The sequence below is a fragment of the Kitasatospora sp. NPDC057904 genome, from assembly GCF_042887925.1.
Classification (GTDB): domain Bacteria; phylum Actinomycetota; class Actinomycetes; order Streptomycetales; family Streptomycetaceae; genus Kitasatospora.
The window spans coordinates 116,556-139,903 of sequence record NZ_JBHVOL010000011.1; the positions used below are offsets into that span (position 1 = coordinate 116,556).

20 protein-coding genes are annotated in these 23,348 nt (G+C 72.8%); 11 read left to right on the forward strand and 9 right to left on the reverse strand.

Going from position 1 to position 23,348, the window contains the following annotated elements; all coding sequences use genetic code 11:
• Positions 1-68 precede the first annotated feature (68 nt).
• The 3 genes from ACFVSN_RS26610 (at position 69) to ACFVSN_RS26620 (ending at position 6,396) form a co-directional block, all read left to right on the forward strand.
• Positions 69-2,963: a type 2 lanthipeptide synthetase LanM family protein gene (locus ACFVSN_RS26610; RefSeq protein WP_387591093.1), complete on the forward strand. Its 2,895-nt coding sequence runs from the start codon at positions 69-71 to the stop codon at positions 2,961-2,963.
• Between the two features lie 23 nt (positions 2,964-2,986).
• Positions 2,987-3,172: a hypothetical protein gene (locus tag ACFVSN_RS26615; RefSeq protein WP_387591090.1), complete on the forward strand. Its 186-nt coding sequence runs from the start codon at positions 2,987-2,989 to the stop codon at positions 3,170-3,172.
• A 263-nt stretch (positions 3,173-3,435) separates the two neighbouring features.
• Positions 3,436-6,396 carry an ATP-binding protein gene (locus ACFVSN_RS26620; RefSeq protein ID WP_387591087.1) on the forward strand — a complete coding sequence of 987 codons (2,961 nt, stop codon included), beginning with the start codon at positions 3,436-3,438 and terminating at the stop codon, positions 6,394-6,396.
• A 60-nt stretch (positions 6,397-6,456) separates the two neighbouring features.
• Here the strand turns inward: ACFVSN_RS26620 and ACFVSN_RS26625 are convergent, their stop codons facing one another.
• The 3 genes from ACFVSN_RS26625 to ACFVSN_RS26635 all read right to left on the reverse strand — a co-directional run bounded on the left by ACFVSN_RS26625 (position 6,457) and on the right by ACFVSN_RS26635 (position 9,663).
• A complete protein-coding gene (locus ACFVSN_RS26625) occupies positions 6,457-7,599 on the reverse strand; it encodes a lanthionine synthetase C family protein (RefSeq protein ID WP_387956705.1) in 1,143 nt (380 codons plus the stop codon).
• Between the two features lie 280 nt (positions 7,600-7,879).
• Positions 7,880-8,758, reverse strand: a complete 879-nt coding sequence (locus ACFVSN_RS26630; protein WP_380503300.1) for an aldo/keto reductase — start codon at positions 8,756-8,758, stop codon at positions 7,880-7,882.
• On the reverse strand, positions 8,755-9,663 hold the full coding sequence (locus ACFVSN_RS26635; protein WP_380446183.1) for an NAD-dependent epimerase/dehydratase family protein: 909 nt from the start codon (positions 9,661-9,663) through the stop codon (positions 8,755-8,757). The genes ACFVSN_RS26630 and ACFVSN_RS26635 overlap by 4 nt, the downstream gene beginning before the upstream one ends.
• A 45-nt stretch (positions 9,664-9,708) precedes the next feature.
• Between ACFVSN_RS26635 and ACFVSN_RS26640 the strand changes: the two genes are divergently transcribed.
• From ACFVSN_RS26640 to ACFVSN_RS26665, 6 genes are all read left to right on the forward strand, one after another.
• A complete protein-coding gene (locus tag ACFVSN_RS26640) occupies positions 9,709-10,254 on the forward strand; it encodes an Lrp/AsnC family transcriptional regulator (RefSeq protein ID WP_380446184.1) in 546 nt (181 codons plus the stop codon).
• A 166-nt stretch (positions 10,255-10,420) separates the two neighbouring features.
• The gene (locus ACFVSN_RS26645; RefSeq protein WP_387591080.1) at positions 10,421-11,593 is read left to right on the forward strand and encodes an alpha/beta fold hydrolase; all 1,173 of its coding nucleotides are present in this window, start codon (positions 10,421-10,423) and stop codon (positions 11,591-11,593) included.
• 271 nt (positions 11,594-11,864) lie between these two features.
• The gene (locus ACFVSN_RS26650; protein ID WP_387591077.1) at positions 11,865-13,193 is read left to right on the forward strand and encodes a helix-turn-helix domain-containing protein; all 1,329 of its coding nucleotides are present in this window, start codon (positions 11,865-11,867) and stop codon (positions 13,191-13,193) included.
• A 64-nt stretch (positions 13,194-13,257) separates the two neighbouring features.
• Complete coding sequence (locus ACFVSN_RS26655; RefSeq protein ID WP_387591074.1) at positions 13,258-14,040, forward strand: toll/interleukin-1 receptor domain-containing protein; 783 nt, start codon at positions 13,258-13,260, stop codon at positions 14,038-14,040.
• Positions 14,037-15,983: a hypothetical protein gene (locus tag ACFVSN_RS26660; RefSeq protein WP_387591071.1), complete on the forward strand. Its 1,947-nt coding sequence runs from the start codon at positions 14,037-14,039 to the stop codon at positions 15,981-15,983. The genes ACFVSN_RS26655 and ACFVSN_RS26660 overlap by 4 nt, the downstream gene beginning before the upstream one ends.
• Positions 15,980-17,182, forward strand: a complete 1,203-nt coding sequence (locus ACFVSN_RS26665; protein WP_387591068.1) for a hypothetical protein — start codon at positions 15,980-15,982, stop codon at positions 17,180-17,182. The genes ACFVSN_RS26660 and ACFVSN_RS26665 overlap by 4 nt, the downstream gene beginning before the upstream one ends.
• Here the strand turns inward: ACFVSN_RS26665 and ACFVSN_RS26670 are convergent.
• From ACFVSN_RS26670 to ACFVSN_RS26680, 3 genes are all read right to left on the reverse strand, one after another.
• Complete coding sequence (locus ACFVSN_RS26670; RefSeq protein ID WP_387591065.1) at positions 17,167-17,301, reverse strand: hypothetical protein; 135 nt, start codon at positions 17,299-17,301, stop codon at positions 17,167-17,169. The two genes, ACFVSN_RS26665 and ACFVSN_RS26670, sit on opposite strands and share 16 nt — an antisense overlap.
• A gap of 66 nt (positions 17,302-17,367) precedes the next feature.
• Entirely contained in the window at positions 17,368-17,667 is a 300-nt protein-coding gene (locus ACFVSN_RS26675; protein WP_387591063.1) for a DUF2500 family protein, read from the reverse strand.
• Positions 17,668-17,737: 70 nt separating this feature from the next.
• On the reverse strand, positions 17,738-18,367 hold the full coding sequence (locus tag ACFVSN_RS26680; protein ID WP_387591060.1) for a hypothetical protein: 630 nt from the start codon (positions 18,365-18,367) through the stop codon (positions 17,738-17,740).
• Between the two features lie 135 nt (positions 18,368-18,502).
• Here ACFVSN_RS26680 and ACFVSN_RS26685 point away from each other — a divergent pair, with 135 nt between their 5' ends.
• Positions 18,503-18,808, forward strand: coding sequence for a GNAT family N-acetyltransferase (locus ACFVSN_RS26685; protein WP_387591057.1), 306 nt, complete (start codon positions 18,503-18,505; stop codon positions 18,806-18,808).
• Positions 18,809-18,948: 140 nt separating this feature from the next.
• Positions 18,949-19,794 carry a methionyl-tRNA formyltransferase gene (locus ACFVSN_RS26690; protein WP_387591054.1) on the forward strand — a complete coding sequence of 282 codons (846 nt, stop codon included), beginning with the start codon at positions 18,949-18,951 and terminating at the stop codon, positions 19,792-19,794.
• Here ACFVSN_RS26690 and ACFVSN_RS26695 read toward each other — a convergent pair.
• The 3 genes from ACFVSN_RS26695 to ACFVSN_RS26705 form a co-directional block, all read right to left on the reverse strand.
• Positions 19,772-22,036: an ATP-binding protein gene (locus ACFVSN_RS26695; protein WP_387591052.1), complete on the reverse strand. Its 2,265-nt coding sequence runs from the start codon at positions 22,034-22,036 to the stop codon at positions 19,772-19,774. The genes ACFVSN_RS26690 and ACFVSN_RS26695 overlap by 23 nt on opposite strands.
• Positions 22,037-22,313: 277 nt before the next feature.
• Positions 22,314-22,931 (reverse strand): DUF6879 family protein, encoded by a 618-nt coding sequence (locus ACFVSN_RS26700; RefSeq protein ID WP_387591049.1) that lies wholly within the window; start codon positions 22,929-22,931, stop codon positions 22,314-22,316.
• Positions 22,924-23,193: a hypothetical protein gene (locus ACFVSN_RS26705; RefSeq protein WP_380446191.1), complete on the reverse strand. Its 270-nt coding sequence runs from the start codon at positions 23,191-23,193 to the stop codon at positions 22,924-22,926. Before ACFVSN_RS26705 ends, ACFVSN_RS26700 begins: the two co-directional genes overlap by 8 nt.
• Positions 23,194-23,348: the final 155 nt, after the last annotated feature.

A 23,348-nucleotide genomic window follows, 5' to 3' on the forward strand; every position in this document is an offset into this window, starting at 1 on the left:
TCCCCCGCACCCACCCGGCTTGATCAAACTCTTGTGCGAACCGTCTTCCGGCTGACACGCTCTGTGCCGTGACCACTCCTCCGAGCGACGCGACGGCCACGGCCACGGCCCTGACGGGACGCTGGTGGGAGCCGGGCCTGCGCCCCGGCGAGCCCGCGCGTGACGGCCGCCCCGCGTGGGCCGCCTTCGTCGAAGAAGCGGTCGCCGGCGCCGGGGCACCGCGGACACCCACGGGACCGCTCCCCGGAACCACCGGATTCCGCCCGGTCGTGGCGCCGCTCGTCCGGACCGCGCTGACCCGCGTGCGCACCGCGATCCCGCCGGAGCTCGCCGACCTCCCCGCGATCCGCGCCCGGTTCGCCGACGACCTCGCGGACGCCCTCACCCGGCAGGCCGCCCGCACGCTCGTCCTGGAACTCCACGCCGCCCGGACGAACGGCCAGCTGCCAGGCGCCACCCCAGAGAATCGTTTCCGCTCCTACATCAAGGCGACGGCCCACCAGTCCGGCCTCTCGGGCCTCTTCCACACCTACCCCGTCCTGGCGAGGATCCTCGCGCAGACCTGCCTGGCCGCCACCGAGGCACTCACCGACCTGCTGAACCGGTTCGCCGCCGACCGGGCGGACATCGTCACCACGCTGCTCGGCGGCACCGACCCCGGCCCGCTCACCGCCGTCCACCGCACCGGCGACCAGCACCGACGCGGCCGCACCGTCGCCGTACTGGGCTTCACCACCACGAAACGGGTCGTGTACAAGCCACGCTCCCTACGGACCCACCACCACTTCAACGCCGTCATCGACCGGTTCAACGCCCAGCCCGGCTCGCCCGGTCTGCGCGCCGTCGCCCTGCTCTCCCGGGACGGCTACGGCTGGACGGAGTTCGTCGACCGCCGCCCGTGCACGACGCCCCGGGACGTCGAGCGCTTCTACCTCCGGCAGGGCGCGTGGCTCGCGCTGCTGCACGCCTTCGACTGCACCGACCTGCACTTCGAGAACCTCATCGCGTGCGCGGACCACCCCGTACCGGTCGACCTCGAAACCCTCTTCCACCCGCCCGCACCGCAGCGGCCCGAGGAGTCCGTCGACCCGGCGGCCGTCGCCCTCGCCGCCTCGGTGCACCGGACCGGCTTGCTGCCGCGCCTGATCCTCGGTGACGAACAGGCCGTGGACGCCTCCGGGCTGGGCGGCGACGCCGGAGCCACCGTGCCCGGGGAGTCCGTGCGGTGGGAGGAGGCCGGCACCGACCGGATGCGGCTCGTCCGCCACTCCGGCGAACTCCACGGCGGCGCCAACCGCCCCACCCTCGCCGGCACGGACGCCGACCCGGCCGACCACGCCGACGCCCTGCTCGACGGCTACCGCCTGGCCCGCCGCATCCTCGCCGACGACAGGGACGGACTGCTCGCCCTCCTGCCGGCGTTCGCCGACGACGAGACCCGCGTCGTCGTCCGCGCGACGGCCGACTACGCCACGCTGCTCGACGAGTCCACCCACCCCGGCCTCCTGAAGGACGCGGCCGACCGGGACGCCCTGCTCCGGGACGCCCTCGCGGACGGCACCGACCACCCCGGCTGGACCGGGCTGGCCGACGACGAAGCGGCAGAGCTCTGGAACGGCGACGTACCCGTCTTCACCACCCGCCCGGGAACGGCCGACCTGTGGACCGGCCAGGGCAGGCGCGTGCGCGGCGCACTGGACCGCCCGGGCCTCGACCGGGTCGGGGAGCGGCTCGGGCAACCCTGCCCCCACCAGGAGTGGATCATCCGCGCGGCCATGACGAGCCGCTCGGCCACCCCGGCCCACCAGCCGGCCCCCACCCCGCCCAGGACTCCCCGCCCCGGCGCCCGACCCCCCTCCCCCGCCGACCTCCTGAACGCCGCCCGCCGGATCGGCGACACCCTCCTCGACGAGGCCCACCGCACCACCGGCCGAATCAACTGGATCACCCTCGAACTCCTCGGCGACCGCTACTGGCAGCCCGCCCCCGCCGGCGCCGACCTGGGCGGCGGCTACCCCGGCCCCGCCCTGTTCCTCGCCCAACTCGCCGAGCTCACCGGCGGGGACCGCTACGCCGAGGCCGCCCGCCAGGCCCTGCGCCCGGTGCCCGAACTCCTCGACCGACTCACGGCCCGGCCCGCGGAACCGCCACTGATCGGCTCCGGCGCGTTCACGGGCCTCGGCGGCCTCACCTACGCGCTGAGCCGGCTCGCCGTCCTCCTGGACGACCACGAGATCGCCGCCTGGCTCGCCCCGGCCGTCCAACTGACCGCCGCAGCAGCCGAAGCGGAACACTCCCCCACCCTCGCCGAGGGCACCGCCGGCGGCCTCGCCGCCCTCCTGGCCGTCGGCACCGCCGAAGCCCGGCAAGGCGCCCGCCGCTGCGCGGACGCGCTGCTCTCCCGCACGCTGCCCACCCAGCACGGCTTCACCACCGGAACCGCCGGCATCGGATGGGCACTTCTCCGCTTCGCCGAGACCGAGGACGACAGCACGGAACACAAGCGAGCCGGGCTGGCCGCACTGAACGCCGCCGCCACCTCGCCGACCCCCCGGTCGACGTGGTGCGAAGGCGCGCCCGGAATCGCCCTCGCCATCGCCGACAGCGGAGCCGCACAGGCCGACGAACACCTCAGCCACCACGTCAAGACCACCACCGAACGCACGGCCGCAGCCGGCCCACTCCCCACCCACAGCCCGTGCCACGGCGAACTCGGCGTCCTCGAACTGCTCGCCCACGTGAAGGACCCGGCGCTCGGCACCCGCACCACCGCCCTGCTCGCCGCACTCGACCGGGCCGGCCCGGTCTGCGGCACCCCGTCCGCCGTCCCGGCCCCCGGCCTCCTGACCGGCCTGGCCGGCATCGGCCACGGGCTGCTGCGGCTCGGGTTCCCCGACCACACGCCTTCGGCGCTGCTCCTGCGAGCGCCGATCGAACCACGGCCGTCACACCGGACGCCGTGACCCCCCGAACGAGAGGAAGAGCCATGGACATCCACGAGACCGTCCGTCGCCGGACGTCGCCGATCGTCGCCCAGGAAGCGGCCCAGGACGACCCGATCGGCGCGATCCGCCTCCGCCCGACCACCACCGGCCTGCTCACCCGCCGCGCCGAACTGATGGGCACCCGCGACCGCAGCAAGTGCACGATCGAGACGGTGACCTTCCGCTAGCCACCACTCACCCGACGGCCGGAGCCGGGGAGCCCAAAGCCCCCCGCCCCCGGCCGTCGGCACACCCGCACCGATGCACCCACCCCACCCCCTCACCTCCGCACCCCCTCCGCCACCCCCGGCGAACCCCACCCACCCGAAAGCCCACCCCACGCCCCACACCCCGCGCAGCGGCCCCCGCCCCCACCCGCAACCGCCTGCCCGCCCCGGGATTTTGGCAATCGTTTTGTCAACTTGTTCATACGATCAACTACCCTGCCGACATGCGCATCACTTCGCCGGTCACCATCGGCCGTCAGGAAGAAATCTCCCTGCTGGAGAGATCCTTGACGCAGCTTCGGGAGAGCACCGGCCGCACGGTGTTCCTGGTCGGCGAGCCCGGAATCGGCAAGTCCCGGCTGGTCGACCACTGCGTCCAGCAGGCGGCGGACCGCGGCATCCCGGTGCTGCGCGGCCGCGGCAGCATCACCGGCGGCGGAACCCCGTTCCGTCCGCTGTTGGAGGCGCTGTCCTCGCACTTCCGCACCACCGCCCCACCCGCCGACCCCGAACTGCTCCCCTACCGTTCGGCCCTGGCCCGGGTCGTCCCGGAGTGGCGGAACGCCGCCGCCCCCGGCCGCACCGAGAGCGTCGTCGAACTGGCCGAGGCGCTGCTGCGCCTGCTCGCCGTGATCGGCCGGGACGGCGGCTGCGTCCTCGCCCTGGAAGACCTGCACTGGGCGGACTCCGAGTCCGTCGCCGTCACGGAGTACCTCGCCGACAACCTCGGCCGCCTGCCCGTCCTCCTCCTCGCCACCGTCCGCCCGGACCCGGGCACCGCACTGAACCTCGCGCGGAGCACCGAGCGCCGTCGCGTCGCCACCGTCGCGACGCTGCGGCCGCTGACCGCTCCCGAGATAAGAGCCCTGGTGGCCAGCTGCCTGGACGCCCCGGCCGCCGACGTACCGGACGCCGTCGTGGAGCGGCTGGTCGCCCGCAGCGACGGCAACCCGTACCTCGCCGAGGAACTCCTCGCCGACCTGGTCGACTCCAAGCTGCTGAGCACCACCACCGACGACCCACAGGCCGCCGACGGCCCACAGGCCACCAACCGCTCACAGGCCGCCGGCGGCTGGCACGTCACCGGCGACCTCGACACCACCGTGCCGACCACCGTCGTGCAGAGCTTCGGCCACCGCCTCCTGCAAGTCGACCCCCCGCTGCGCGACTTCCTCCTCCTGGCGGCCACCATCGGCCCGCGCTGCTGCGTCTCCGCCCTGCGGACCGTCACCGGACTCGACGACCCCACCCTGTTCAGCCGCCTCCGGGCGGCGACCGAGGCGCACTTCCTCGTCCCCGACGACTCCTCTCCGCACGACTACGCGTTCCGCCACGCGATCACCGTCGATGCCGTGCTCGCCGGCATCCCCGCCGCGCAGCGCGCCGCACTCGCCCGCCGGGCCGCCGACGCGCTGCGCGAGGACGGGCCGCCGACCCCCGACCGGTGCCAGCTGGTCGCCGACCTGCTCGTCACCGCGGACGACCGCCCGGGCGCGGCACTGCTGCTCGCCGAGGCCGGTCGGCTGACGATGGCCGACGGCGCCTCGGCGTCGGCGGTGCTGCTGCTGGAACGGGCCGAGTCGCTGGCCGGCCCGGCGCACCGGGCGGAGATCACCGAGTCGCTGGCGCACGCGCTCGCCGAGGACGGCCGGTTGGACCGGGCGTTCGCGCTGGCCGGCACGCTGCCGACGCTCGGTTCGACGACGCTGGCCGCCGACCGCATGGTCGCCCTGCACACGCGGCTGGCCTGGGCCGCCGTCGTGGCCGAGCGGAGCGCGGAGACGGTCGCCCAGGTGGCCGCGGCCCGGGCCCGGCTGCACAACGGCGGCGCGCCGGAGCAGGCCGCCGCACTGGCGGTCGTCGAGGCGCACCTGGCCCTGCTGCCCGGCGAGGAGGAGCGGCTGCCGGACGCCGAGCGGCTCGCCGAGGAGGCGGCGGACATGGCCGAGCGGGCCGGGCTGCCGGTCCTGGCCTGCCAGGCCTGGCAGGTGCTCGCGATGCTCTCCCGCACGCACGGCTTCGACGTCGCCGACGGCTGCCTGGAGCGGATGCTCGCCGTGGCCGAGACGCACGGGCTGCCGGGCTGGCGGTTCGAGGCGCTGATCCGGCTGGGCGGCAACGCGTTCATGCGCACCGGCGAGGCGCGGCGGCTGGAGCAGGCGAGGGCGGCGGCCGAGGACCTCGGCTCGATCGTGCTGAGCCAGCGCACCGAGGGGTTCCTGGCGATGCACGCCGTCCTCTCGGGCGATCCGGCGACGGCCGAGGAGATCATCGGGCGGTGCCTGGACGCGGCCGGCCGGATGCGCAACCACGCGACGCACCGCTACCTGCTGCTGACCTCCGCGACCCTGGCCGCCCACCAGGGGCGGCGGCGCACGATGGAGCACGTCCTGCGGGCGTTCCGGCAGGCGGGCGGCGAGGGTTCACTGCTGACGCCGGTGATGCTCGGCCTGTGCCGGGCCATGTGCGCGCTGCTGGAGGAGGACCGCGCGACGGCGGACGCCGAGTTCGCGGCGGCGGCGGCCTGGGAGGCCGAGCACCCGAACGTCTACTTCCTCGCCGGGCGGTACGGCCTGCGCCCGCTGCTGGCAGTGCTGGCCGGCACGGCGGGCTGGGCCGAACACGCCGCCGTCGCCGCGTCGCCGGGCGCCGAACTCGCGTGGAACCGGCAGTTCCTGGACCTCGCCGAGGCGGTGCTGCTGGGCCGGGAGGGCCTGGCCGCCGAGGCCGCCGAGGCGGTCGCCCGGGTCCGGCGGGATCCCGGGCGCTTCCCCACCGGGCACCACCTGGGGCTGCGCCTGGTCGCCGAGGCCGCGCTCGCCGACGGCTGGGGCGACCCGGTGGCCTGGCTGCGGACCGCCGAGGAGTACTTCCACGCGCTCGACGTCCCTCCGGTGGCGGGCGCCTGCCGCGCGCTGCTCCGGCAGGCGGGGGTGAACGTCGCCCAGCGCCGCAGGGGCCGCGAGCTGATCCCGGCCGGGCTGCGCGCCCAGGGCGTCACGCCGCGCGAGTACGAGGTGCTGGCGCTGCTCGTCGACCGTCCCGGCAACCAGGACCTGGCCCGGCTGCTGTCGATCTCGCCGCGCACGGTCGAGAAGCACCTGGCCAGCCTGATCCAGAAGACCGGCCGCCCCGACCGGGCCGCACTCTGCCGGCTGGCCGCGGACCTGGCCGTGCACGGGTAGGGCACGCCCTGGGGCGTGTCGCGCGTACCGGGCCCGGTGGCGACGCGGCCCGGAGCCCGGTCACCGGGACAGTTCGTCGAGCAGGAAGTCCGCCGGGCAGCCGTGGTGCGCGCGGTGCAGCACGCGCAGCACGCCCGCCGAGCCGGTCAGGTAGTCGCAGGCGAAGCGGGACACGGCCTCGCCGGGCTCGGAGAGGAAGGCCCTGCGGACGACGTCGAGCCGACGCAGGGCGGTCTCCCGGTAGGCCCGGTCCCCGGTGATCTCGGCGGCGTCGAGCAGGGCGTCGGCGACACCGACCGTGCCGGAGCTGTGGCCGTGGCCGTGGCCGAAGCCCCGGCCGGGCACGTCCAGCGCGCGCAGCACGGCCCGCGCGTCGTCGAGGCCGCCGTAGCGCAGCAGTACACTGGCGATGCCGGCGCCGCCCGCCTCGACGTACGGTCCCATGGCGCCCTCGTGCTCGAACACGGGCACGCCGTCGACGAGTCGGGCCTGCGCCAGCTCCCACGCGAGGGCGGCGCGACCGAGCCCCAGATGGCTCTCGTCACCCGTGACCTGGTACAGCCTGAGCAGGAACATCGCCACGCCGGCCTGGCCGAAGGCGAGACCCGTGAGCGGACCGGCCACGGAGAACTCGCTGCACTCCTCCAACTCGCCGAACGCGCCGAACTCGCCGAACTCGCCGATCCAGTAGGCGTGTTCGCCGTCGCGCCGCACGGTCTCGCGCAGTGCCCGCGCGCAGTCGAGGGCGGCGGCGAGGTCGCGTTCGTCGTGGCCGCGCACGTAGAAGCGCAGGTTCGTCATGCCGACGCCGGCGAGGCCGCAGTAGAAGGAGTGATCGCCCGACTCGGCGGCCCGCCGGTTGGCCAGGGCGAGCAACGTCCGTGCCTGGCCGCGGAATCCGAGCTCGTCGGAGGTCCAGGCGAGGCCGGCCAGGCCGTCCATGAGACCGGCGGGGTGCGTTGCCGGGTCGACCGCGTCGAGCCGCTCGCGCAGCCACTCCTTCCAGCCGGGCCGCAGCGGGACGCCCGAGGCGTCCAGCGCCCACAGGACGCCGCTCGCACCGAAGCCGAGGCTCAGCGGGTTGGTGGTGCGGGCGAACGGGTCCGCGGGGAACAGCGTGCTGCACGCGGGGTCGGCGGCGGCCGCGACGAAGGCCGCGATACCGGCCACCGCCGTCCCGAACTCGTCCGGTTCGTCGCGCATGTCTTCCTCTGCGGTTCGTGCGGACGACCGCCCTCGATGGCCGGGAGGACGGCGCGATCCGTGCGGGGACGCTGCCCGCTGCCCCCGCACGGATCCGCCGGAGCAGCATCGGGTGGAGTTGCTGCTGCTTCGCGCCGGACTTCCCTCCGGCACACACAGAGCCAACACCGTCCGCCGCCCGCCCGCATGAGGGATCGGACCCCAGAATTCCGCCCGCCCCACCCACGTATCCGGCGTCCGCCGGGCGCGTCCCACGAATCAGCCGGGCGCGACCCGCGAATCAGCCGCGCGCTGCCGCTCGGCCGACCACCGGGAGCACGTTCAGTTCCTCCTCCGTCAGCACCAGTTCGGCCGCGGCGGCCGAGTCCCGGATCGTCTCCGGCCGGCTCGCGCCCGGGATCGGCAGCATCACCGGCGACACGGCCAGCAGCCAGGCGAGCGCCACGCGCTGCGGGCTCACCCCGCGCCCGGCCGCGACCTCGGCGAACCCGCCGCTCCCGACCGCGTCCGCCCGTCCGATGCCGCCGAGCGGGCTCCAGGGCAGGAACGCGAGGCCGAGTTCGGTGCACAGCTCCAGCACCGGCCGGTGCTGCAGGAACGCCGGTGAGAAACGGTTCTGGACGGACACCAGGGCGTCACCGAGGATCCCGCGCGCCTGCCGCACCTGCTCCACCGAGACGTTGGAGATGCCGGCCGCCCGGATCTTGCCCTCGTCGTACAGCTCGCGCACCGCGCCGAGCGAGTCCTCGTACGGGACCCGCGGGTCCGGGTAGTGCTGCTGGTACAGGCCGATCGCCTCGACGCCGAGACGGCGCAGCGAGCCCTCGCAGGCCCGCTTGAGGTGGGCCGGATCGCCGTCGATGGTCCAGGAGCCGTCGCCGGGCCGGCCGCGGCCGCCCTTGGTGGCGACCAGCACGCCGTCGGCGCCGGGGCCGTACGCGGCGAGGGCGCGGGCGACGAGGCGTTCGTTGTGGCCGTACTCGTCGGCGTGCCAGTGGTAGGAGTCGGCGGTGTCGATCAGCGTGATGCCGGCGTCGAGTGCGGCGTGGACGGTCGCGACCGCCCGTTCCTCGTCGGGGCGGCCCTCGACGGAGAGCGGCATGGCGCCGAGGCCGATCGCGCTGACGTCCAGGGATCCGAGGCGGCGGGTGGCGGTCATGCGGCGGCTCCTCGTCGAAGCGTCTCGGCGACGAGCTCGGGCAGCCAGTCGCGGGTGTGGGAGAAGGAGTAACCGAGCTGTTCGGCACGGGAGTTGTCCATGCCGTAGTAGCGGTCGAAGGAGAACGGCGAGGCCTCGTCGCCGGGCGCGGGTGCGGCCGTCCGGTACGAACTCCCCTGCGCGATCAGGTCGCAGAGGTCCGTGGCCGTCAACTCGCCGTGCGAGCAGGCGTTGACGGCCCCGGTGAACCGCGCGCCGGCCGCCCAGTGCAGGACGTCGGCCATTTCTGCCTCGTGCGCGTACGAGGAGGGCAGGTTCGCCGGGTGGACGGCCACCGGGAGCCCGGCCTCGATCCGTTCGCGGTAGTGCGCGAGGCGCCCGGTGAAGTCGTCGGCGCCCAGCACGTGCCCGGCCCGGACGGCGACGAACGGGAACGCGTCACTGCGGGCCAGCACCGCCTCCGCCTGCCGCTTGCCCTCGCCGTACGATCGATCCCTGAACTTCCGGTCGGTCCACGGCAGTTCCAGCCGCACCGGCCACCGGGCCGGATCGACGACGTCCTCGCCGAGCGGCACACCGGCCGGCCGGTCCTCCCCCGTGTCGTACACCTCGATGGTGGACGTCATGACGTACCGCCCGACCCGCCCGGCGAACGTCCGCACGGCTCCCTCGGCGTGCAGCGGCGTGTAGCAGACCTGGTCGACCACGACGTCGAACTCCCGGCCCGCGAGCACCGCGCCCAGCGCCGCGGCGTCCTCCCGATCCGCCACCAGCCGCTCCACCCCGGGCGGTGGGGGCACCGACCCCCGGTTCAGCACGCTCACCCGCGCTCCCGAGTCCCGCAGCCGGGTGACCAGCCGCCGCCCGAAGTAGCGGTTCCCCCCAATGACCAGCACGTTTTCCATGCCCACAAGTGTTACCGTGCGGCGTCATCTGATGAAGGGGAGATCATGGGAGTTCAGGCGCTTCGACCGAAAGACCGACGGCAGACGGGCCCGGCCGCCGACGATTCCTCAGGACGGTCCGCCGCGCGCCCCGAGAGCGCCCTGGACGCCGTCGACCTGCACCTCCTGGAGCTCCTCCAGACCGAGGGCCGCATCACGCTCAGTGAGCTCGGCCGCCGCGTCAGTCTCAGCCCCGCCGCCGTCGGCGAACGCGTCCGCCGCCTCGAAGCCGACGGCACCGTCACCGGCTACGCCGCCCAGGTCTCCCCCGCCCGCCTCGGCTACGGCATCCAGGCCTTCGTCCGCGTCTCCCCGCACGCGCGCGTGACCGTCAAGTACCTCCGCAGCCAGGAACTCGTCCACCGCCCCGAGGTCCTGGAGGTCCACCACGTCATCGGCGAGGACTGCTGGATCTTCAAGATCGCCGCCCGCGACACGACCCACCTGGAAGAACTCATCGAACTCATCTCCATCCTCGGCCGCACCACGACGTCGGTGATCCTCTCCTCCCCCGTCACCCGGAACGCCGTCCTCCCGCCGCCGTCCCTGTAGCCCCCGTCATCAGCCCCGGCAACCGGCGGCCGACCCCGGGCTCCGCAGCGCACGTCGTCCGAGCGGCCCAACCCGATGAGCGCCGGACCGTCCGCCCGGCGGACCCTTGCCTGAGATGGCCCCGGCCACCCAGCCGGGGCCGAATCGACGGATCGGAGGGCGAACGATGCCCAACATCCCGCCCCAGGACCATGCCGTCCCGCACGTCTCGACCGTCCCCGCGAACCTCAACGAGCACGTCGAGCTGTTCGTCCGCGAGTACGACGGGACCAAGCCGCACCACGACCCCGAGCCCGTCCTGATGCTGCACGGCCGCAGCGTCCCGGCCCTCGCCGGCTTCGACCTCCAGCACGACGGGTACAGCTGGGCCCAGGACCTGGCCCAGGCAGGCTACGACGTGTTCGTGATGGACCTCCAAGGCTCCGGCCGGTCACCGCGGCCGGAGATGGACAACCCGTGCAACGCCAACCCCGCACAGCAGAAGGCCGACCTGGTCCCCAACCCGCTGGCCGCGCCGTGCCCCCCGGCCTACCCGAAGCAGCTGGGCAACTCGCAGAGCGAGTGGGACGAGCTGAACACGGTCGTCGAGTTCGTCAGGAAACTGCGGAGCGTGCCACAGGTCGCGTTCGTCGGCTGGTCCGCGGCCGCCTTCGTGATGGGACCGTACGTCCTGCAGCATCCCGGCAAGGTGAGCAGCCTGATGCTCCTGGCGCCGATCTACCCGCCCCGCGGCAACGCGAGCAAGCCGGGCACCCGGTTCGGCGCACCGCATCCGCTGCCCCTGACCACCCCGGCCGCCCAGTTCGGCTTCCCGATGAACCTCCTCACGAAGGCCGACCTGACGCACGTGTGGGACCCCGAGCTGAAGTGCGCGGGCCAGCGGGAGAGCGGCATGGTCGACGTGGTGTGGGCGGCCATCATGGACAACGACGCCGTCGGCAAGACCTGGGGCCCGCTGAACTCCGGCGTGCCGGAGGGCGTCTGCCGGTTCCGCAACTCCTTCTGGTGGGGCTGGAACGACGCGACGGTGCCGCTCGACAACACCCTCGGCACGGTGGTGCCCGTCCTCCTCGTCTACGGAGAGGACGACACCCAGGCGATCCACCCGACGCCGGACGACAAGACCAACTTCTCGGTCCCCGCCCTCTATGCGGCCATCCCCGGGACCGACAAGCTGATGATCAGAGTGGCCTGCGCCGGCCACCAGATGGTCTGGGAGAACCGCGCCAAGGACCTGCACCACATGGCCCGCGAATGGCTCAAGCACACCGCCGTCGACGGGCTCAAGAGCGGCAGCTACGCCCTGGACACGAACGGCAACTACACCCCCTACCCCTGACCACCAACCCCCACCCCGAGACCCCTGCCGATCACCGGCGGGGGCCTCGGCGTTCTCCGGCGCATGGCATCTATTGCACCCGGTAAATGTCGCCAACTCGGTTTATTCTTATGGTTATTCGCATCGAAAGAGGAAACAGGAAACACCACGGACTCCCGTTTGACCGGCGCGATCGCATGCCAGGATTCAGGGCGGAAGCGAGGGGAGACCGCTTCCGGCCCACTCGATTCGGCGGACGCCCGAACGAACGGATCCAGAAACGGGGGTTGGCATGCACAGGACTGCAGTGTCGTCCGACGAGTTCGGCCCGGAACTCCGCCGACGGCGGATCGCCGCAGGCCTCACCCTCACCCGGCTCGCCGAGCTGCTGAGCTACAGCAAGGGCCACCTCAGCAAGATCGAGCGGGGCCACAAGGCGCCGCCGCCCGAGTTCGCCCGCCGCTGCGACGCCCAGCTCGACGCCGCCGGCGAACTGGAGCGGCTGCTCACTACCGAACCACGGACGCCCCGGTCCACCGGAGGCCCCGACGGACCGGGCGGCGAAGCACCGCCGGCACACGGCCGACACGAGGATGTCCGCCGCTCCGAAGGGCTGGGCAGGCGGCAGCTCCTCGCCGCCGGGGCGACGTCACTGATCGGCGGAGGGCTCGCCGCTCCCCCGCACCCGGTTCCCGCCCTGAAGCCGTCCATCCCGACGACGGCCATCACGGACTCCGCACCGGTTGAGATCTTCCGAGCCCAATTCGACCAGATGCGCCAACTCGGTCAGACCACCGCACCCGGCACACTCCTGCCCCTGCTCACCGTCCAGATCCGCACCCTCGGCGACCTCGCGGCCCGGACCGACGCCGCGAACCGCACCCGCTTGCTCGCACTCGCCGCCCGATACGCGGAGTACGCGGGCTGGATGGCTCAGGAGGCCGGTGACGACGACGCCGCGCTCTCCTGGACCGCCCGCGCCGTCGAGCTCGCCGAGGCGGGCGGGGACCACCACCTCGCGTCGTACGCCCTCGTCCGGCGAGCCCTGATCACCTTCTACGCGGGAGACGCGGCCCAGACCGTCCAACTCGTCGAGCCGGCCCGGAACGGCGGCCTGCCGCCCAGGATCCGCGGGCTCGCCGCCCAGCGGGAAGCCCAGGGCCACGCCCTCGCCGGTCACCGCGACGCCTGCCTGCGCAGCCTCGACCGCGCCAGGGAACTTCTCGCCAGGGCGGACGCCGAAGAAGGCACCGGATCACCCGCTCTCGGCACCACCAGCCTCGTCGACCCGGCGGCCATGGTCACCGGCTGGTGCCTGTTCGACCTCGGCCGGCCGGACCAGGCCGCCGAGGTGCTCGACCGCGAGTACCCGCGAATCCCGGTACACGCCATCCGCAGCCGCGCCCGCTACGGCATTCGCCGCGCACTCGCCCACGCCGCCGGCGGCCGGCCCGAGCACGCCGGGGCCCTCGCCGCGGAGCTCCTGCCGCTCGTGCCCGCTCTGCACTCGGCGACCATCCGGGCCGATGTCCGCCGGCTCGCACGCGAACTCCACCGGTTCCGGGCCGACGGTGCCGTGCGGGACCTCGAACCCCTGCTCGCCAGAGCCCTGCACCCGTAGACCGCACGCCGTCGCCCAAGCCCGGCTCCCACCCGTCCATCCCCGCTCCGAGAGGCGATCCGTCATGCCCGAAATCTTCGTCAACTACCGCACCAGCGACGAGGACACCACCGCCACCCTGATCGAGCGCGAGCTCTCGCGCCGCTTCGGCGACGAACGCGTCTTCCGCGCCAGCAAGTCCATCAGGATCGGCGGACGCTTCCCCCAGGAACTCCTGACCGCTGTCCGCCGCAGCACCGTGCTCATCGCCGTCATCGGCCCGCGCTGGGCCGACGCCCGCACGGCGGACGGCCGCCGCGCCCTCGACGACCCGGAGGACTGGACCCGGAAGGAGATCGCCGAGGCCTTCGAGAGCGGAGCCCTGGTCGTCCCAGTCCTCGTCGGCAGGACGACCCGCCTCAACCGCCACACCCTCCCGCCCGAGATCGCCGAACTCGCCGACTGCCAGTACCGGCGCTTCGACAACCGCGACGCCGACTCCGGACTCCGCCGCCTCGGCGACGACCTCGCCGAGGCAGTCCCCCAACTCGCCGAGGCCGAAGGGCAGATCACTGCAGCCGCGGGCGGCGTCGACACCCACAACGAGGTCGGCCGGGTCAACGGCAGCGTGATGCAGGCCCGGGACTACCGGCACGAACAGAGCGGAGGCATCGGCGCCGTGGGAAACGGCGTGGGCACGTTCATCAACAATGCGAGCGGACCAGTCCACACCGGCAGCGGCACCCAGAACAACACCATCCGCCACGGCGGCGTCGAGTTCCACGGCGACGGCAGCAACTACGTCGAACGCGGCACCGTCAACAACGACTTCACCGACCGCCGCGACCGTGAGGACCGCCACAGGTGACCGACCACGGCGACACGACGCGGATCCACAACGCCCAGGGGCAGACACACACGGGCAGCGGCACGCAGAACAACTACAACTACTACTTCGTCGCTGACCGGCTGATCCGCGAGGGCGGCGACCCACTCCGGATGGCGGTCGAACGGCGCCTGTGGCTCAGTCGGCGCTTCATCCCTCCCCCGGGATACGGCGAGGCGGCCAAACGCCTCGAAGGGGCCGGCACCGCTGTTCTGGTCTCCGGAAACCCCGGTAACGGGCGGCGGACCGCAGCAGTCGTACTGCTGCACCGCGCGGGCGGCAAGGACGATCCGTTCCGCGAGGTCGCCTTGGACGACCGACGAGACGAGCCGGCAGCGCTGTCGGCGGGCGAGCGCGTCCTGATCGACCTGTCGGGCATGTCGGAGCAGGAACTCGGCGACGCGCATAACCTGGTGAGATCGTACTGGGCCATGATCGAACGGTGCGGCGGCCGACTCGCGGTGGCCGCGGCCCGGGATCACGAGCACCGCGTCCAGTCCGACCTCCGTCAGTTGCTGGTGCCGATCGGACGTCCCGACGGCAGCGCCGTCCTGGCCCGGCATCTGCACTTCGAGCACATCGAGATGCCGTCCCTGGAACTCCAATCCTCCTCCCTCGGTGAGGTGCTGGCGTCCTCTCCCATGCGGGAACTGAATCGTCTGTCCGAGTTGATGGTCGAGGCACGGTCGCAGGGAGGAGAACCCGGCTCCTGGGCCGTCCAGGCCATCGCCGCTCTTCGGATGCGGCGCGAAGAAGCGGAGCGGCACATCGCCAGCCTGACAGAAGGACGTCAACGGGCACTGCTTTTCACGGCAGCGATGCTGGACGGGGCACCGGCAGACGCGGTCTTCCGGCTCTCCGACCGACTGTTGAGGACGCTCAGGCATCCCGAGGACGAACGCCCCCGGCTCGATCGGGCCGACCTCACGGCACGGCTCCCGGAGCTACAGGTGCAGGTGACGAAAGGGCGGGTAGGCTTCGGTTCGCTGGCGTACGGAGCGGCCGTACGCTCCCACTTCTGGTTCTACTACCCGGACTTGCGCGAGCCGATCGGGTCCTGGGTCTCGAGCGCGGTCAGAAGGACTCCGTACCTGGAGGAAACCGAACGCCGGAAGCTCGTCTCCCGGTTCACCGAACAGGCCCTGGCCTCCCGCGACATCCAACTGCTGACCGAGCTCGTCGAGGCCTGGGCGAAGGGAACCGGTTCCCTGCCCTCGGCAATGGCGGTCCTGGAACAGGGACTCGAGGACGAGCGGTCGGGTGCCGCGTTCCGCAAGAAGATCTACGACTGGTCGGTGGACACGCGTTCCCGTCCTCTTCTGGTCCGGGGCCTGGCACGGATCTGCGTCGACGTGATGGCTCCGCACCATCCCAACCAGGCACTCGTGCGACTGCACCAGCTCGCGCGACGGGAGGGAGCCCCGCACGACGCCCGGGCTGCTCTGTTCGAACTCCTCTGCAGACAGGAATGGTTGCACGAGGAACTACTCATCCGGTCCTGCGACGGGATGGAGCGGTCCTCGCCCTACCGCGCGGACGTCGGGATCTTCCTGGGGCTGGTCGACCCACTGCCCTCCAAGGCGCGGTACGACCTCCTGGTCCGCGGGTGGCGCGGAGTCCTCGATCTCGCGCCGCCGGACGTGTGGTCCCCCAAGGTCAGGACGTGGCTCTCGGCCGCCCGGCGCAAGCCCGGCGGCGGCGGGCGGCTGATGCGGATCCTGATCGACGCCGCCGACGGCCGGATCGACGTACTCAGCCGCTACTACATGCTGACGTACGACTGGTCCGCCGAACCCGACGACGACTCGCTGCCGCTCGGCCGGGCCGACGTCGCGGCACGCTTCCGCCGGGACATCGACCTCGCGCAGGGCATCGAACCACTGGACCTGACTGCGGCGGGAGTCCGCGGAGGGAGAGGGATGTGAAGGGCACGGGAAAGGCTCCGCTCGTCGGGCTGGCCCTTGCGGCCGGTCTGGTGACCGCGGCGCTCGGATTGTCCGCACGGTGGCCGGTCTGGCTATGGGCGGCGCCGGCAGCCGTGGCCGTGGTGCTGGCAGTGCTGCTGGCGCTGGCCCAGCCTCCGGCACCGGGGCCGAAGCCGGGTCCGGACGAGCCACCGTGGGAGGAGACCCACGTGAACGGGGTGGCGTTGCCGAGCCGGGTGCCGGACTATGACTTCCATTTCTCGGCGACGGTGTGGTGGCGCCCGATCCGGAACACGACCGGGCTGGTGCACGCGGACCCGGCGGGGCTAGCGGTCGAGACAGTGCTGGCCCGTGCCCGGGCGGTGACCGAACGCGAGGTGCCCGAGCGGCTCGACCTGGTGCTGCACCGGCTGAACGGTGTGCTCGGCACTCAGAGCCCGGACGTCTCGGGCCTGGTGGAGGCGATGGGCAGTCGGGTGGAACTCAGCCTCTCCGAGGACGACCGGGCCAGGCTGGGGAAGCTGTCCGAGGTGCGAAAGACCGAGGAGGTCTGGGAGCACGAGCGGCGGTACGAGCAGAGCAAGCGCGTGTACCTCGGTAAGGACGTCTTCAAGTCGCCCGGCAGTGCCGTGATGTGGTGGCTGGCGCGGCACGACGAGCAGATAGGGGAGGCCGTCGACATGATCGGCCCGCTCGCGCAGCTCTCGGCGGCGGCCAATGACGAGCCCGTGGACGAGCTCTACGAACACTTGGTCCCACGAACGGTCCCGTTTCTGGACGACGTGTCGCCCACCCCGCCTCGCCTGGACGACGACGGCAAGGGCAGCGCCGGAGCGGGCGGCCCCAGGCCACCCGGCCCAGGCGCACCGCCGATGGGGCCGCGGGTGGTCGGCCCTCTGAACGAACTGCTTGCGGACGTCGACCTTGCCGAGGACACCCCGGTGCGTCACGTCTACGCCCGCCGCGTGGCCGACGCCACCCATGCAGCCGGCCGACCCGAGGCCGCCCGACTGATCCGGGAGAGCCTGCTGGGTGACGACGGAGCAGACCCCGGCCCGACGGCCGACGCCCGGCAGCAGCCCGCCGCGGAACAGGACGACCGGCTTGGTTCGCGCTGGACGAAGCTCCATGACGTCGTCAACGGCCATGCAGGAAACGGGACTTCACCGGGGACGGAGGAAGCTCACGATCCGAAGTAGGGCCCCGTGCCGTTCAGGCCGCCGTGGGTCCAGAGCCAGAGGAGCCAGGCGTTCGCGAGGACGGCGGTGACGACCATCAGCCAGGCGAGGACCTTGAACCCGCGCCAGATGCGGTCCATCCGCCTTTCCTCCGCCTCGCGCCTCCTGGACTGGTCCTACTCCTCGCCCTCCATGAGCGCGCCCCCTCAGGTGGTCGGCCAGCGTTCACCCGCGCGCTTGACGATGCGGTCCCCGGCCTTGAACCGGCCGTAGATCCGGCCGGACACGGCGACGGAGATCTCCTCGCCCTCGTCGGTGCGGACGTCCAGCCAGTAGTCGGTGCGCATCCCGGTGGTCAGCGTGTGCCGGTCGGAGCGGCGACGGATCACCTCCCCCCGGAAGGCCCGTACCGTCGCCCGGGAGACGGAGCCGGAGGTCGAAACACCCGCCACCAGCATCAGGAGGATCACACACCCGACCAGGAGCATGAACACCAACACAGGCACCCCGATCCCTCGGCCCCCCAGGCCCTCGCCCTGCGAGCGTAGCGCCGTGATGGTGCACCGGACAGGGCTTTTAAGCCCGCCGCAGGGCCGTGCCGTCCCACGACGCATCGGGGCCCAGCGGGGAGACCTCGTCCGGAGTCAGGCCGGTCGCGGCCAGGAAGGCGGCCGCGACGTGCTCCCGCGGCGCCTCCTCCAGGTCCAGGACGACACCGCACTCCGCCGTCCACGCCACCGCCACCCGCTCGCCGGAGGCCAGCCGCAAGACGAGGACGTCGAGTTCGGCGCCCCCTTCCGTGACCGTCTGCGCGATGCCCAGACGCGCCTGCCCGGCCGGTTCGTCGAGGTGGAGGCGCAGCAGCGGGCGCGCCACACGGAAGGACGGCCACCATTCGTCGGTGTCGAGCGTGCGGAACGGCCGCTGCGGCCAGGGGCGCATGCGGTCCAGCGCGTCCCGCAGCAGGGCCAGGAACTCCCGGACGTCCTGCTCGCCGTGCGGCTGCGGGATCGCTCCGGTGATCGGGCTCCCGCCCGCCAGCGCGTCCCCCAACTGCTCGTACCGGACGGCGACTTCCTCGTCACCGAGCTGCCGGCCACGGACGATCATGCCGGCGACCCGCTCCGCCGCGGCCCGGTCGAGCGCACCGAACTGCGCGGCGTACAGCACGCCGTTGGTGAATCCGCGCCACGTCTCCATCGTCATCCGCCCCCTGTCCTCGGAATCCGATGCTTCCACACTGCCACAGACGGTCGACACTGTTGAGATTTCAACTAGTTTCCGGCTAGGGTGGTCCCCGCCGGCACCCGCCGGCCCCGCAACGCCCCGCAGGAGGAACCCATGGCACACCTCGTCACCGACAACCCCGGGAAGTCCCGTTTCGAGATCCACGAGGACGGCGAACTCGCGGGCTTCGCCGAGTACCACCGCTCCGGCGACGAGATCGCCTTCATCCACACCGAGATCGACCCCCGCTTCGAGGGCCGCGGCCTGGCCGGCGGGCTGGCGCGCGCCGCACTGGACACGGCCCGCGAGCAAGCGCTCTCCGTCCTGCCGTACTGCCCGTTCATCCGCGGCTGGATCACCAAGCACCCCGAGTACACCGACCTCGTCCCGGCCTCCCACCGCGCCCGCTTCGGCCTCTGAGCCGCGCCGCGCCACGTCGCCCCGGGAGTGGAGGAGCGCGGCGGACCGACTTTTCATTCTCGCCCGGTCGGCCGTCATTCATCCGACGGAACAGTGGAATTGACGCTTCGACAGTTGGGGAACTGCTAGGGTCCCGAGCCGTGGAAGATCATCTGCGCATCGGCATTGCGTCCTTCGGGGTCCGCGAGTTCCAGGCCATCCATTCCGTGTGCCGACAGGAGGGGCACGATCCACTGGTTCACGTGTATTCGCGCTCGATGCGGCCCGGAAGGCCCACGGACGACCACGCGGCCGCAGCGGTCGGTTCCCTCCTCGGTGCGATCCCCGCCGGCGTCGACCTCCTCGTGCCGGGCAGCCCCGAGGGATTGGCGCGCGCCCTCGCCGGTTACGCCCTGGACCTCCTCGTCGTCTACGGCTTCAACTGGAAGCTGCCGCCGTCGGTCCTGGCCACGCCCCGCCTCGGCGTCATCAACGTCCACTGCTCGCTGCTGCCCGCCTACCGGGGGCCCGCGCCCGTGCTGTGGGCGATCCGCAACGGGGACCGCCACCTCGGCGTGACGGTCCACCACATGGACGAGGACTTCGACACCGGCCCGGTGCTCGCCCAGCAGGACGGAATCCCGATCCCCGACGACGTCACGCCGGACATCCTCTGGCCACGGCTCCAGCCGGTCATTCGGCGACTGCTCACCGAATCGATCGGCCGCATTTCGAACGGAGTTCCCGGAATTCCGCAGGACCACTCCCGCGCGAGCCGCGCAGGGCTGATGGAAGCGGAGTTCTCCGTCGTCGATCGCACCCGCACCGCACGCGAGATCCACAATCAGGTCCGCACCTTCCGTTTCATGGGGGCGGGCCTCGGCCCGACGGTCGACATCGACGGGCGCGCCCTCCGGGTGCTCCGGACCGCACTGACCCCGGCCGACGGCATCCGCCTCGACTGCGCCGACGGCCCGCTCTGGATCACGGAGTCGGCCCCCGGCTGATCCCTTCCCCGCCGGTCCCTTGCCGGCCGATGTCGTCCCCGCCGGTCCCTTCCCGGCCGATCCGCTCCCGCCGCTCGGCCGCCCGCGGATCGTCGAAGCCCGCGAGGAGGGCCAGCGCCTCGGTCCGGTGGCGGCGGGCCTCCTCCTCGCGGCCTGCCCCGCCGAGGGCGCGCGCGAGGTTGTCCAGCGCACCCGACAGCTGCCACTGGTCCGCGCACTCCCGGTGGATCCGCGCGGCGGCCTCGTGGAGACGAATGGCGTCGTCCGTCCGCCCGAGGTCGCGGCAGGCCTCCCCGGCCCCGTCGAGCGCCGTCGCCTCCCGGCTGCGGTCGCCCAGCCGCCGCTGGACGTCGACCGCCCGCTCGCATGCCCGCAGGGCCTCCTCGGGCCGCCCCGCCGCGCGTTCCACGTGGGCGAGCCCGACGAGCCAGTGCGCCTCCCACAGGTCGTTGCCCTCCTGGGCGGCGATCGCCAACGCGGCCTCGGCCGCGGCACGGGCCCCCGCGAGCGACCCCAGCCCGCGCCGGGCCCAGCCGAGGAAGTGCAGCGCGTTGCCCTCACCGCTCCGGTCGCCGAGCTCGCGGAACACCGCGAGCGCCCGCTCCAGCGCCTCGGCCGCCGGGCGGAAGTCGCCGAGTTCGCAGCGGGTCTCGGCGAGGTTCGACAGCAGCAGCGCGGCCCAGCGCCGTTCACCCAGGTCGGCGAAGATCGCCGCGCCGGCCTCGAAGCACGACCGGGCCTCGTCCAGCCGCCGCCGGCGCAGACCGAGCAGGCCGAGGGCGTTGACCGACACCGCCTCGCCGAACCGGTCACCGGTGCGGCGGCGGATCTCCAGGGCGGCGCGGTGGCACTCCTCGGCCTCGTCGAGCCGACGCGACTGGAAGTACGCCTTCCCCAGGTTCTCGTACGCCTCGGCCTCACCCGCGCGGCTCCCGTCCCGGGCGGCCGAGCCGATGCCGATCCCGGCCGTCGTCACCCAGTCCTCGAAGGCGTTCTGGTGCATGAACACGGCCCGCAGGACGACCGCCAGGCGCCAGGCGAGGTCGTGGCAGCCGGTCTCCGCGGCGGCCCGCACCGCGGCGACCAGGTTGCCGACCTCGGCGCGGTACCAGCGGAGCGCCGACGGGTGGTCGTCGAAGGCCAGCGGGACGACGTCCGCCGGAACCGGCAGGTCCAGCGCGTAGCGGTCGAACCGCGCCAGCGCCGACTGCGCGTTGTCCGCGGTGTGCAGGTACCAGGACAGGACGCGCCGCCGGACGTCACGGCGGGCTTCCGCCGACTCCGTCTCCTGGACCTGCGTGACCGCGTACGCCCGCAGGAGGTCGTGGAGCCGGTAACGGCCCGGGGCGCACTCCTCGACCAGGTGGGCACCGGTCAGGACGTCGAGCCGGCGGCGCGCCTCGGCGAGCGTGCTCCCGGCCAGCGCGGCGGCGGCCGGCAGGCCGAACTCGTCCCCCGGGTGCAGGCCGAGCAGCCGGAACTGCCGGGCGGCGGCCTCGGGCAGGGCCCGGTAGGACCAGGCGAACACGTGGTGCATCGCGTCCGTCTCCTCTTCGGTCTCCGCCGTCAGGACCTCCCACAGCGCGGACCGGTCCTTGAGTTCGGCGATCAGCTCGCACAGGAGCATCAGCGGCCGGCCCGCCGCGCGTTCGGCGGCGATCCGCAGCGCGAGCGGCAGGCCCGCGCAGAGCCGGGCCAGTTCGGCCAGTTCGTCCGGCCCGTCGGCCGTCCGGGACGCGGCCGTCACCGCGCGGAGCAGCAGGACGGCCTCGGCGTCCGGGAAACGCGCCAGGTCGAGCCGGTCCGCACCCTCCCGGGCCACCAGGCCGGGCAGACTGTTCCGGCTGGTGACCAGGGTCAGCGAGCCCGCCGCGCCGGGCAGCAGCGGCCGGACCTGCGCGGCCGTCGCGGCGTTGTCGAGCAGGACGAGGAGCCGGCGGTCGGCGGTCATCGAGCGGTACAGCGAGGCCCGGTCCTCCAGGCCGACCGGGACGGCCGCGGCGGGGAGCCCCAGGTCCCGGAGGAAACGGTCCAGGACCTGGCCCGGGGAGACCGGCGCGTTCGCGTCGTGGCCCCGGAGGTTGACGTACAGGGCTCCGGCCGGGAAGCGGTCACGGACCCGGTGCGCCCAGTGCAGGGCGAGGGAGGTCTTGCCGACCCCGGCCGTGCCGGTGACCACCACGACGGCCGACGGCACGAAGACCTCGCCCCCGCCGTCGGCCATCCGGTCCAGGCTTCCCAACTCGCCGCTCCGGTTGATGAAACGGCCGCCCGCATAAGGGAGTTGGTTGGGCCTCACACTGAACGAGCGCTGCTCCGCCGGCTGGTGGAAGTGGATTCCGCCGTGGACGTCGTGCGCCTGGACGACGTCCCTCGCGGCCGCGGATCCGGCGATCCGGTTCGACTGCCAATCGCCTTTCGCCGAAGGCTCGTTCGGCGCAGGCTCGCTTGGCGCAGGGCTGCTCGGCGACGGCCCGTCCGGCGCGCGGCCGCTCCGGTCGGATCCGCTCATCGAGCGGTCAGCACCGCTGCCCGGTGGGCGGCGAGAGGACGGCCACCTCCCGGGCGAAGAAGGCCTCAAGCGGCTCGCCGTCCGCGTAGAGGTCGGCGATGAAGCGCCGACAGCGCAGGATCAGGTCGTGGTCGGCGAACCTCCGGACGGATTCGAGGACGCCGTCCTCGTCGTAGACCGCCTCGTACATGACTTCGGAGCCGAGCGTGTAGATCTCCGGGAGGAGGCCGCCCGTCTCGAAGCGCGCCACCCGCTCCGGGCCCACGACGCGGATCGGCCCGCCGCTCTGGTCACGGACGCGGAGGGCGTGGAGCTCCCACTGGAGGTAGGCGCTGATCGGCTCCTCCACGATCCGCACCCGGCACGCCGAGAATCCGCGTTCGGCGATCCTCCGGTGGTAGCCCTCCATGTCGGACCGGCCGGCTTCCAGAATTCCCGTGGAATTCTCCCAGTCACCGGCGGCGAAGGCCTCCCAGCTGTCGTACCCGGGCTCCTTGAAGGTTTGTCGGCGCTCCAGTTTCCAGAATCCCAGGGCGTTGATCCGCCAGAAGATTTCCTCGAATTCCGCGTAATAGTCCCGGAGCTCCATGCGCTCCCAGTCGGCCCCGGCCAGGAGTTCATGCATCCGGGATGTCCGCCTTCGCCGCGACGATCGTCGCACGCGGGATGACGACGAGCTGCTCACCAGGGTCGATGCTCACGCCTTCGGGAAGTCTGTCCTGGTAGGAGGCGGTGAGGTCACGTCCGATGACTGCGACGTCCCCGTTGTCCAGCTCCCAGATGTCCGGGCAGCTGGCATTGCCGGAGGTCTGACCGAGCTCGTGCGAGGACTTGCCCAGGCGGCGGGCGAAGGATGCCGCGGGGTCTGGTTCCCAGGTGACAGCCATGCATTCCCCGTCAGTACGAGAAGAATCGGGGTGACAAAATTTAGCGCAGCCACGGGCGACGGTCAAGGGAGTTTGTCGGAAGAGTCGGTCCGCGACTCCTGTTCTCATGAGCTTAACGGAATTCGGAAATCCACAAACGCGCGTCGCGCCCGCTG